This window comes from Amycolatopsis sp. NPDC104775, assembly GCF_055583325.1.
The window spans coordinates 660939-672441 of the sequence record NZ_JBVJOE010000002.1; the positions used below are offsets into that span (position 1 = coordinate 660939).

7 protein-coding genes are annotated in these 11503 nt (G+C 70.2%); 2 read left to right on the plus strand and 5 right to left on the minus strand.

Annotation, left to right across the window (positions count from 1 at the left end; all coding sequences use genetic code 11):
• The first annotated feature begins 8 nt into the window (after positions 1–8).
• On the plus strand, positions 9–1469 hold the full coding sequence (locus ACZ63D_RS11960) for a flavin-containing monooxygenase (RefSeq protein WP_465354280.1): 1461 nt from the start codon (positions 9–11) through the stop codon (positions 1467–1469).
• Between the two features lie 304 nt (positions 1470–1773).
• Here the strand turns inward: ACZ63D_RS11960 and ACZ63D_RS11965 are convergent, their stop codons facing one another.
• The 5 genes from ACZ63D_RS11965 to ACZ63D_RS11985 form a co-directional block, all read right to left on the minus strand.
• On the minus strand, positions 1774–2340 hold the full coding sequence (locus tag ACZ63D_RS11965; protein ID WP_465354281.1) for a helix-turn-helix transcriptional regulator: 567 nt from the start codon (positions 2338–2340) through the stop codon (positions 1774–1776).
• Between the two features lie 124 nt (positions 2341–2464).
• Complete coding sequence (locus ACZ63D_RS11970; protein WP_465354282.1) at positions 2465–4144, minus strand: LCP family protein; 1680 nt, start codon at positions 4142–4144, stop codon at positions 2465–2467.
• Positions 4145–4309: 165 nt separating this feature from the next.
• Complete coding sequence (locus ACZ63D_RS11975; RefSeq protein ID WP_465354283.1) at positions 4310–6481, minus strand: phospholipase A2; 2172 nt, start codon at positions 6479–6481, stop codon at positions 4310–4312.
• A gap of 721 nt (positions 6482–7202) precedes the next feature.
• The gene (locus ACZ63D_RS11980) at positions 7203–8567 is read right to left on the minus strand and encodes a GGDEF domain-containing protein (protein ID WP_465354284.1); all 1365 of its coding nucleotides are present in this window, start codon (positions 8565–8567) and stop codon (positions 7203–7205) included.
• Positions 8568–9030: 463 nt separating this feature from the next.
• A complete protein-coding gene (locus ACZ63D_RS11985) occupies positions 9031–10239 on the minus strand; it encodes an MFS transporter (RefSeq protein ID WP_465354285.1) in 1209 nt (402 codons plus the stop codon).
• A gap of 351 nt (positions 10240–10590) precedes the next feature.
• Here ACZ63D_RS11985 and ACZ63D_RS11990 point away from each other — a divergent pair, with 351 nt between their 5' ends.
• Positions 10591–11478, plus strand: coding sequence for an SDR family NAD(P)-dependent oxidoreductase (locus tag ACZ63D_RS11990; protein WP_465354286.1), 888 nt, complete (start codon positions 10591–10593; stop codon positions 11476–11478).
• The last annotated feature ends 25 nt before the right edge of the window (positions 11479–11503 follow it).

Below are 11503 nucleotides of genomic sequence, written 5' to 3' on the forward strand. Positions count from 1 at the left end.
GAGGACGCATGGGCAACCGCACCGAGACCGGCGTGATCGTGGTCGGCACCGGGTTCTCCGGGCTCGGCATGGCGATTCAGCTGCGCAAGGACGGCCGCGACGATTTCGTGGTCCTGGAGAAGGCCCAGGACGTCGGCGGGACCTGGCGGGACAACAGCTACCCCGGTTGCGCGTGCGACATCCCGTCGCACATGTACTCCTTCTCCTTCGAGCAGAACCCCGGCTGGTCGCGCGCGTATTCGCCGCAGCCGGAGATCTACGAGTACATGCGCGGGGTCGCCGACAAGTACGACCTGCGCCGCTTCATCCGGTTCGGCCAGGAGATGACCGGCGCACGCTGGGACGCCGAGGAGAACCGCTGGCACGTCAGCACCCGCGGCGGCGACGAGTTCGTGGCTCCGGCGCTGGTCGCGGGCGTCGGCGCGCTGCACCGGCCGATGATTCCGGACCTGCCCGGCATCGAGCGGTTCCAGGGTCGCGCGTTCCACTCCGCCGAGTGGGACCACGAATTCGACTTCTCCGGCAAACGCGTCGCGGTGGTCGGCACCGGGGCCAGCGCGGTCCAGTTCGTGCCGAAGATCGCGCCGGAGGTGGCCGAGCTGACCCTGTTCCAGCGCACGCCGCCGTGGGTGATGCCGAAGGCCGACCGCGACATGCCGGGCTGGCTGCGCGGGCTGTTCCGCGCGGTGCCTCCGGTGCAGCGGCTGTACCGGAATTTCCTTTACTGGACGCTGGAAGCGCGCGCGATCGGCTTCAACGGCCAGCCGTGGATCATGAAGATCGGGCAGCGGCTCGCGAAGAGCAACATCGACCGCGCGGTGAAGGATCCGCAGCTGCGCGCCAAGCTGACCCCGGACTACACCATGGGCTGCAAACGCGTGCTCATCTCGAACGACTACTACCCGGCGCTGGCCCGCGACAACGTCGACGTGGTCATCGACGGCGTCGCCGAGGTGCGCGAGCACAGCATCGTCGACCAGGCAGGCGTCGAGCACGAGGTGGACGCGATCGTCTACGGCACCGGGTTCCACGTGACCGACGCGTTCGACAGCCTGGAGATCGTCGGCCGCGACGGACGCAACCTCGCGAAGGAATGGGCGAGCGAGGGGATGCGGACGCATCTCGGGATCACCGTGAACGGCTTCCCGAACCTCTTCTTCCTCCTCGGCCCGAACACCGGGCTGGGGCACAACTCGGTGGTCTTCATGATCGAGGCGCAGATTTCCTATATCGCGCAGGCGTTGCGGCTCGCCGGCGACCGAGCGCTGGACCCGCGCGAGGACGTGCAGGAGCGGTTCAACGCACAGGTGCAGCGCAAGCTCGAGAAGGGCATCTGGACCCAGGGCGGCTGCAAGAGCTGGTATCTCGACGCGAAGGGCGTGAACCGCACGCTGTGGCCGGGCTTCACCTGGCGGTACTGGCTGGACACCCGGACGGTGCGGCGGGAGGACTACGAACTGCTCGGGTGAACTGGCACGAGGGGGCCTTCGCGGCGGGGGATGACGTCGCGACGGTCCCCCTCGTGGCTTCTGGGGTGGTCCACTGTGGACTAAGCGGTACGAGGGGAGCTTTCGCGGCGGGGGAGGAGTCGCGAAAGCTTCCCTCGTAGTTCATGTGGGCCGCGGAAGCGGACGCTCCACAGTGGACGCCAGCCGGGCATCGGCGGCGTTGTCGTTGGGCGGGAAGAAACCTGCGCGGACGAAGGCGCGAGGAGAACGAGGGGGACGTTCGCGGCAGGGGAGGAGTCGCGAAGGTCCCCCTCGTGGTCTTTGGTCAGGCGGGAGCGAGCTTGCGCAGGTGCGAAACCAGCTCGGCCGTCGGAAGGCCGCACAGTTCGGCCATCCGCTCGAGCGCGGCGAAGTCGAACGACACCTCGTCCGACGACGCGGCGGGCTGGCCCGAAGCCGCCGGGGCGGAAGCGATTTGGCTTGGCGTGCTTGAAGATCCGGGTACGGGAGCGGACGGCCGGGAGACGGCGGACGGGATGACTCCGTTCTGCCGCAACCGTCCTTCTGCCCAGCGCCGCAGCGGAGCCAGCTCCGGACCGGCCTCCTCGACGACCCGGCGCAGGTCCACCCGGACCCGTCCCGGTTCGTCGGTGAAGACCCGGCTGTGCACCTTCGCCAGCAAATCCTGCGGAAGCTCGTCCATCGCCACGCACAGTTCGACCAGCCGCACCACGGAACATTGCCGCGTGCCCAGTTCATACGTCGCCAGTGTCTGCAGCGAGATTTCGCTCTGCAGATGCGCGTTCAGCTCCTTGCGCGTCCATCCCCGGCCACGCCTGAGCTTGCGCAGCTCGTCTCCCAGCACTCGCTGGTAGTGCTCAGCGTCGATCACGGCCCCTGCCCCTCAACCAACTTCGCGGACGCGGGCTTGCGTCCCGATGGTGAAAGTGCCGAAGCGGGCGCTCATTACGCGGGTTTCGCGAGAAATTTCTACTTGCCCCGAATGGAGCAACGCGTCAGTTGACGCAGGGCACGCCGTCCGCGGTGATCGGCTGGTCGTCGCTGCCCGGACCGGTGGGCGTCGACGGGGGCGCGGCCTGCTGCTGCGCCGGAGGAGCTTGCGCGGCACCGGTTCCGCTCGAAGCACCGGAGGAAGGCTGGTAGTCCGAACCGAGGAACACCTTCACGTGGCCCTTGGGCACGCTCTTGTCTTCCTGCACCGTCGCTTTCGTGCCGAGCGCGTCGGCGACCGCCTGCCCGGCCGCTTCGCCGCCGGCTGGGACCCAGATCACAGTCGTCTTGCGCGAGGACGCGTTGTCCGTGTCGCCCGCGGTGAAGCCCTTGTCCACCAGTTGCTTCGACACGGTCGCCGCGAGGCCGGTGCGGTCCGAGGCGTTGCGCACGTCGACCGTCGTGTCCTTATGCGACTCGTCCGGCTTCTGCTGTTGTTGCGCCGGAGCACCGTCGGCCCCGTCCTGCGGACCGGTGAGGCCCTTCACGAACGCCTGTACCTTCGCCGGGTCCACCTTCACCGCGACACCGTCGCTCGGCGTGCGGTACTCGACGTTGTCGACCGGGATTGTGCGGAACTCCAGCTGCCCGCCGGTGAGGCCCTTCATCTGCTGGGCGAAGTTGAAGATGTCCCAGTTCTGGTTCAGCACCACGGACTTCTTGATCGCGTCGACCAGCGCGTTGAGCTTGGACGGGTCGGTCAGCGTTCCCGCCGACAGCACCTTGCGCGCCATGCCCGCCATGAACACCTGCTGGCGCACCACCCGGTCGAGGTCGCCGCGCGGCAGGCCGTGCCGCTGCCGGACGAACTCCAGCGCCTCGACCCCGGAAATAGTGTGCTGGCCCTTGGTGAAGTTCGCGCCGGAGTACTCGTCGTCGACGTTGTCCTTCAGGCAGACGTCCACGCCGCCGATGGCCTTCGTGATGTCGCTGAAGCCGAGCAGGTTGATCGCCGCGTAGTTGTCGATCGTGGACCCGGTCAGGTCCTGGATGGTCGCGATCAGCAGCTTCGCCCCGGCCTGGTTGGCCTTGACGTCGATTTCCTTCGGATCGGTGACGCCCTGGGCCTGCAGGTCCTTGCGCGCCTGCAGCATCGCTCGCGCGTACGCGGAGTTGATCTTGTGCTTGCCGTAGCCGGGGATGTTCACGTAGGAGTCGCGCGGCAGCGACATCGCGACGGCCTTGCTGCCGTCGTTCGGGATGTGCACCAGGATCAGCGTGTCGGTGTTCAGCTCGCCGTCGGATTCGCCCGCGCGCAGCTGGGCGAGCAGGTCCGGCGACAGCGGGTTGCCCTGCATGTCGGTGCGGCTGTCGAGGCCGACCAGGAGGATGTCGCGGGCGCCGTCGGCCGGTTTGTCGCCGCCTCCGCCGTCGCCGATCACGTCGGAGTAGTTCAGCCCGTTGACCAGCCCCTGCAGCGACGCCCACGCGTACCCGGTGAGCCCCATGACCAGCAGCGACACCACCGCGAGAGCGATTTTCGCGCCGCGCAGCCCGCCGCGGCGGGAGCGCTGGTACGGACGGTGCGGGGGCGGTCCGGGACGACGAGGCGGACCCGACGCCCGCGGTTCGCGTCGCGAGCGGGGCGGTGGCCCGGGCCGCCGCGCCGGTCCCCGGCCGGGCTGGTCCTGCCACGAGCGGGCAGGGCGGCGATCGCCTTGCCCGTTCCGAGGCGGGTAGTCCACGGGGCCGGCTCCTTCTCGTCAGTTCTGGTCGTCCGCTTCTGGAGACGCATGGTGCCGGGCGGGGGTTGCGACGGATTCGCACCTCCCCCAGGCGGTGTGGTGTGCACCACCCATGGTCCGTTATCCGAAGCATTTTCGCCCGGTCGGCGGTAGGCGTGTCGCGGGTCAGGGCGCCGCCGGAGCCGTCCGCCGCGCCGGGACCAGGCAGGAACCCGCTCCGACCAGGGCGAATATCGCGGTGACTAGGTGCAGGACGACGATCGCCGAACCGTGCGTTTCGCCGCCCGCGGCGGCCACGAGGGAAGGCACGCAGGTCAGCGCGGCGGCGAGCCACGTCGCGGCCGAGGTCGCCGCCGCGCCGGTGCGGACCGCGTGCAGCAGCAGGACGCCGAGCAGCAGATGGACGAGGCTCTGGACGGGATCCAGCCGCAAGCCGAGCACGTCGGCGTCCGCGGCCTCGGCGCCGAACCGGGCCAGCGCGAGGCCGAACACGCCAAGCGTCGCGTAGCCGATGCCCAGGGTGGCGGCCGCGCGAGCGAGCAGCACCGAACGGCGGCCGGTCGGCGTGCGCGGACGCGGCGGGAGCGGGGCCTCGGCGCTGAGCTTGCCGGGGTGTCGCTCGAACCACCAGAAGACCAGCGCCGCGGGCACGAGCAGCAGCGCCACCGCGGCGAGCATGCGCGGCCGCAGCAGCCAGGTCAGGCCGTCCGCGATCGGCCCGGGCAGGTAGACCACAGCGACGAGCAGCAGCATCGCGGCGAGGAACGCCAGGTACAGGCTCATCGGCGCGCGCAGTATGAGCGCGGCAGTACGGGTGACGCGGTCGCGCGCGGCCCAGCGGCGCAGTGGTGCCGCGAAGAGCCCGACGACGCCGAGTTGCGATATGCCCAGCAGCAGCACGGTCCACGGCCTCGCCGACAACGCGGCGGGCGCGCCCGGGTTGCCGAGCAGTACCGGCGAAGCGTCGAAGGCGAACACCGCGACCGCGAGAGCCGCGACACCGCTTACGGCAGCGACAGCGAGCGCGGGGCGGCGTAGCCGGACGCCATCCGCGTACGCGAACGCCACCTGTTGCGCGAGGAGCGCGAGGGCGAGCGTGGCGGCGTAGCGCGGCCAGGCCACGTCAGTCCAGCTCGCGGCGAGTTCTCCCGCTACGACGATGGCAGTCAGCGCTGCGACCGACCACAACCGCGTACGGCGGTAGAGCGCGAGCAGCAGCGGTGCGCCGACGACAGTCAGCAGGTAGACGCCCAGCAGCCACAGCGGGTGCAGTGCGATCCGCATGACGGTGGCGTTGGTCCCAGCCGGGATGCCGAGCAGCTCCAGCGCCAGCGGCACGATCAGGGCGACCACGGCGAAGATCAACGCCGGGCGCAGCAGCGGGCTGGACCGTTCGGCGAGGTAATGTCGGTAGCCGCGGTCGCGTTCGGCGCGCCAGCCCGCCGCGTTGGCGAGCCCGCCCGCGAAGAAGAGCAACGGGGTGAGCTGCGCGAGCCAGGTCAGCGGCCACCAGCTCGCTTCCGGCGCGTCCGCCCAATCGGCCAGCGCGGTCGCCGATTCGCCGACCATCAGCGCCACCGCCCCGGCGACGCCGAGCACCGCCCGCGGCCGGGGGACGCCGCGCGGCAGGCGCGGACGCGGGGTCGTGCGGCGGGCGGTGTGCCAGCCGCGCAGGCGCATCACGAGCAGGCAGCCGATCACCAGCACGCCGGCGACCATCGGGCCGATCGGGTCGCCGACCGGCGGGCCCCAGCGCTGATGCCACGAGTTGACCACCAGCCCGCCGGTGAACACCGACGCGACCAGCTGGCAGGTGCGCTCGGAGTCCATCGGGTTCAGCTCGCAGGTGCGATGCATGTCCTGCTCGAGCCGGTCGTCGAGCGCCGCCCGGGCGGACTGGGCCAGCGGGTGGCCCTTGTCGTTGGCGTAGCGGAGCAGGTCGTAGCCGAGGTCGTGCGCCTTGCACGGGACGGAGAAGTCCCATTTCGTGTTGTCGTCGCCCCACGGGGCCGAGCAGCCGCCGTCGAGGTGCGCCGCGCGGACGGTGCCGTCGCGGGCGGGCAGCGCGCCGGGCTTCACGCCGGTGACCGCGGTGAAGTCCTTGGGCAGCAGTGCCAGCGCGGTGGCTTCCCCGCTGGGATGGGCGAGCGCGTCGACCGCGTTCTGCGCCGCGAGCACCCCGCCGGTCGGCGGTCCCTGGTCGGGCGGGGAAGCGGGGCGGGAGGCGATCAGGCCGAACCCGAACACCACGAGCAGGACGAGCAGCAGCCACCCGGACGTCGACCAGGGTCGGCGAACACGAACGGCGGCCGGGGCACGGTCGTCGGTGGCTGGCATGCGCACCAGGGTGCCAGCCCGGCGCGCGATCCGGGAGGCGGCTGTCCCCCTCACCCGGGTGGGGGGAACCCCCGGGGCGGGTGCGGGATGCCGTGTGGGGGTTTCTCGGCGGTCGTGGCCGGGGTGCGGACCGCACCGGCGACTGAGAGAACCCCAGCCGCGGCGGTTGCGGCCGGGGAAGGGAGGCAGTGCGGGCGTGGAGGCAGCGGAGTGCGGCCGGTGCGGCTCGGAAGGGTGGTCCGGTTTGGACGGTGCCGCAGCCAGGGCTGGAGGTGCTGCGGTCCTGCCTTCGGAGCAGAGGGCGAGGGGCGCGACAGGCGGAGTTCGGTGGTGCGGTGAACCGGGCGTGCCGCGGTCGAGTCAGGTTCCGCGGTCGGGCGTGGCGGGCGGGGTTTGGTGGTGTGGCGGTCGGGTCGGAGCGGGCGGTGCGGCGAACTGGGCGCGCCGCGGTTGGGTCTTGTGGTGCGGTTGAGTCCGGCGGGGCGGCGATGCGGTCGAATCCGGACCAGCCGCGCGGATTTCCCGCCCTTCCGCCATCCGGGTCCGGCGATCCGGCCGGTTCCGATCCGCTCCGAAAACCGGCCGGGGCGGTTAGCGTCCCTGCCGACAATTAACCCGGCGGCTCAATCCCGGAGCGGAACGGGGCGCCACCCGTCGCGCACGGTTTCTGAATCGGTTTCGCGATTAATCGCGAAACCGTGCCGATGATCGGAATTGTGGATCACTCCGGCGACGGATTCGCGTCCGAGAACCGCACCTGGTTCCGGCCGCCTTCCTTCGCGGTGTAGACGGCCGCGTCAGCGGCTTGCAGCAACTGTTCCAGTGTCGTTCCGTTCACCCCGAGCAATGCGACGCCGATCGATCCGGTGCGGCCGGTGATCAATGCGGAACCGCCGCGTTTGTCGGTCGTCACGATGCGCTGATCGGCGATTGCGGTACGGATGCGTTCCGCGGTCACCTTCGCCGCCGTGCTGTCCGCGTCGGGGAGCAGGATCAGGAACTCCTCGCCGCCGAAGCGGCCGATGATGTCCTTCGGGCGCGTTATCTCGTCGAGGGTTTGCGCCACGGTGCGGAGTACGTCGTCGCCCGCCGGGTGGCCGTAGGTGTCGTTGATCCATTTGAAGTGATCGAGGTCGATCATCAGCAGTGCCAGGGTTTCCCCGCCGCGCGCGGCACGCGCCAGCGCGCGTTCCGCGGACTCCGACCACCCGCGCACGTTGAAGATCCCGGTTTTCGGATCGGTGCGCGCTTCGGACTGCAGTTGGTTGATTTCCGCCAGCCGGTTGCCCAGCACCGTGATGAGCACGAGGATCACGATCGCCGGCGGGATGTTCAGGAGCAGGATCGTCGCGATGGTGCCGAGACTGATCGTCGACAGCTCCAGCAGGTTGTCGTCCTTGGTGCCCAAGACGTTGCGCAGCGTGGGCGCGGACGTGCCGCCGAGGGCGAGCAATCCGCCGATCACGATCGCCTGCAGCGCCGCGTAGCTGAAGCCGACGAGCATCAGGATCCCGAAGACCTGCAACGAGTTCGCGGGCGAGAGCCGGGCCAGTTCGGCGGACGCGAAAGTCTGGTAAAGGTAGTGCGCCAGCAGTGCCGACACCGCATGCGTGAACGAAGTGAACACGAACTTGTGCGGCGGTCGACGGGAGTTGAACCACCGCTGGACGCGCAGGAGCGCGATCAGCAGCAGCGTCAGCGGGATCGGCAGCAGCAGCGCGGCCGGGAACACCCAGATGCCGGTCAGGTCGATGTGGACGGCGGTGACGCGGTTGCGCCGCCGTTCCTCCTGCCTCCGGGTGAGCTGGATGTGCACCGTCGCGCAGCCGGCGAGGATCGCGAATCGGCCCCAGTCCACGAGATCCGGGTTCGGCGACGCGATGACGCCGAAGGTCAGCAGCGCCACCGCGATCGCGTCCCAGGCGAGCAGGAACGCCACCATCCGCCGCGGTTTCGTCCAGAGATCCCACGAGGAAACGGGGTTCGCGGCGATCAGCGCGCGCAGCCGTCCCCCGAAGCCCGTCGCGGCGGGCGGTTCCTCCCCGGGGCCGCGGTTTTCACCGCGCGCCGGTTCGGTTCCGGGCATCGGGCCGTGCCTCCTCCGGTGTCGGATGCGGTTCCCGGACGGTTCCCGGTTCTGCGCCGTTATCAGTTGCCGGTATCATCTCACTCACCGACTCCGAACGCTGTATTCGGCCGTAGTCTCCGAACCCGGAGACGCCATCCGCGACAACTGCTGCGTCCATGAAGTAAATTGCGGAGGAGCGTCCCCGCCGTCCCCCCGAGTGAGGTGTTTTCCCATGCGTGACCGCGAAGCGTGAATCGCCTTTGTCATTTTCCGATGAATTGTCGGCGAGCGGAGGTGAGCAGCTGTGCGTGACCGTGAAGCGTGAGTTCCGTGACCAATCCACCGCGGATTCGTGACAATGCGAACGGAGGTGTGTCCCGTGCGTGACCGTGAAGCGTGAAACGACATCCCGTCCGGCGTATCCGGACTCAATCGGCCGGTGCCTCGACCCCGGCCTCAGTAGCATTCGGCAACCCACGATTCAGGCCCCGGCCGCGACCGCGTGCCGCACCCGGGTCCACGAGAACGCGGTGGGGATCGCCAGAGCCACGCCGGCCAGCCCGGCCAGCGCGATGGCGGTGACCGCGGATCCGGTCGCCTGCGCGACCACCCCGCCGAGAGCCACCCCGATGCCCTGCGCCACGCGCAGCCCGGTGCGGTACAGCCCGCCGGCGCCGCCGCGCAGTTCATTCGGCACCCAGGTGGAGAACGTCGCGGTCACGGTGATGATGTAGGCGCCCATCGCACCGGCGAGCGCGAGCAGCACCAGCGCGACCACCAGATTCGGCTGCAGCCAGAAGAGCGCGAGCAAGGCCAGCGCCGTGATCGCGAGCACTCCGAGCAGGCGCTGCCGGACCTCGGCGGACGCGAACCTCGACAGCAGATAGGCCCCGGCGACGAAGCCGAGCGGATCGGCGGCGAGCAGCCAGCCGACCGCCGCGGACGGCGCGTTCAGCTGCTGGGCCAGCGGCGCGGCCAGTCCTTCGGGCACCACGGCCAGCCCCACGAGCCACGACAACGCGATCAGCACGCGCAGTTTGCGCTGACCGAACACCCAGCGCGTCGCGGAGAACCAGGTGCTGTGCTCGCCCCCGGCGGCGGGCCGGTCGCGCACCCACACCCGCACGATCACCGAGGCCACCGCGAAGCTCACCGCGTCGATCGCCAGCGCCCACGACGTGCCCACGGCCGTCACCAGCACGCCGCCGCCGGCCAAGCCGAGCAGCTGCACCGTGTTGGTGGTGATCCCGCGCAGATCCTGGCTCCGCAAATACAGATGGTCGTCGGTGAACACTTCGCGGGTGATCGCGTTCTGCGCCGCGTTCGCGGGCGACGCGGCCAATTGCACCGCGACGAGAAGCAAGCACAGCACGAGCAGCGGCATCCCGGGCAGGCTCATCAGCCCGACCAGCACCGCCTGCGCCGCGGCGGCCACGCTCAGCACGGCCCGGCGCGGGTAGCGGTCGGCGAGGAAGGACAGCCCGAGCCCGCCGGCGAGCGCGGGCAGGAAGGTCAGCGCGTACACGACCGCGGCCCAGAGCGCGGAACCGGTGCGGTGGTAGACGAGGATGGACAACGCCACCTTCGCCAGCTGGTCGCCCGCGCTCGAGATGGCCTCCGCCGCCCAGAGGACGCGGTATTCGACATTCCGCAGCGGCGCCGTAAGCCGAGAGGTCGCTTCGGTCGTCACGAGATGACCACTGCCCCTCCCCGATCGAGTGAATGCCAGTAGTCCGCATTCTGCCTTCGCCGACAACGCTCCTGGCCAGGAGTCTCGCTGCTCCGGCCAGGGCGTGCACCCTCAGTATGCCGCCGATCACACCAGGGTGAACAGTCGGGAAGAATCCGGTGGCCGGAACGTGGAGCCGTTCGGACTGACCTGCCGCGGGGTACCCGTGCCACTGATCAGCTTTCCTCGTTCGGCGCAGCGCGAGCACCGTTCGTCGCCATCGACCGGTGCGACTGCGCCGAACGGTCCAACACTGGGAGAGACCCGGCGGAGCGTCAGTCCTCACGCCGGGCGCACCAGCGGGGAGTGAGCGTGGACAGACTGTTGCAGGACAAGGCCGTGGTCGTGACCGGGGCCGGGCGCGGACTCGGGGAGGCGTTCGCCGTGCACGTCGCGCGTGCGGGCGGGGCCGTGGTGGTCAACGACGTGGACGCCGAGCTGGCCGAGCGCACCGCGGAGACGATCCGCGGCCACGGCGGGCGCGCGGTGGCGAACGGGCACAGCGTGGCCGATCCGGCGCAGGCGCAGGCGATCGTCGACCAGTGCGTCGCCGAGTTCGGCCGGATCGACGGCCTGGTCAACAACGCGGGGCTCAACTACGAGGCGCTGCCCTGGGAAGACGACGCGGAGCAGGCCCGTCAGCTGGTCGAGGTGAACGTGCTCGGCGTGATGTACACCGGGCTGGCCGCGATCCGGGCGATGGTCGGCGCGGGCGGCGGCGGGTCGATCGTGAACATCTCTTCCGGAGCCTCGCTCGGGCAGCGCAAGCTCGGTGTCTACTCGGCGAGCAAGGGCGCGGTCGCGTCGCTGACCTATTCGTGGGCGCTCGACCTCGAAGACTCCGGGATCCGGGTGAACGCCGTGTGCCCGGTGGCCCACACCCGGATGGTCTGGAAATCCGAGCGCGCGCTGCGGGCCTGCCCGCCGGAGCGCACTCCGGCGAAGATCGCGCCGCTCGTGCTGTTCCTGCTCGGCGAGGGGTCGCACGGCATCACCGGGCAGATGATCCGGTGCAACGGCCCGCAGCTGCACATCATGGGGCAGCCGTATTTGAAACAGCCGATCCTGGAGCGCCCGGACTGGGACACCGAGACCGTGCAGCAGGCGTTCGACGAGGTGTTCTCCGCCCACCTGGAGAACTACGGACTGGAGAAGCGCGTGCCGCCTCGGCTGCGCAAGTGGTCCCGGCAGGCCTCGTGAGCGGCGCTGCCGGTGAGAACCGGTA

Bases quoted from the DNA above. Each gene is read 5' to 3' on its own strand.
- ACZ63D_RS11960 (WP_465354280.1), top strand. From the start codon at position 9: ATGGGCAACCGCACCGAGACCGGCGTGATCGTGGTCGGCACCGGGTTC.
- ACZ63D_RS11975 (WP_465354283.1), bottom strand. From the start codon at position 6,481: ATGCCAGCCACCGACGACCGTGCCCCGGCCGCCGTTCGTGTTCGCCGA.
- ACZ63D_RS11980 (WP_465354284.1), bottom strand. From the start codon at position 8,567: ATGCCCGGAACCGAACCGGCGCGCGGTGAAAACCGCGGCCCCGGGGAG.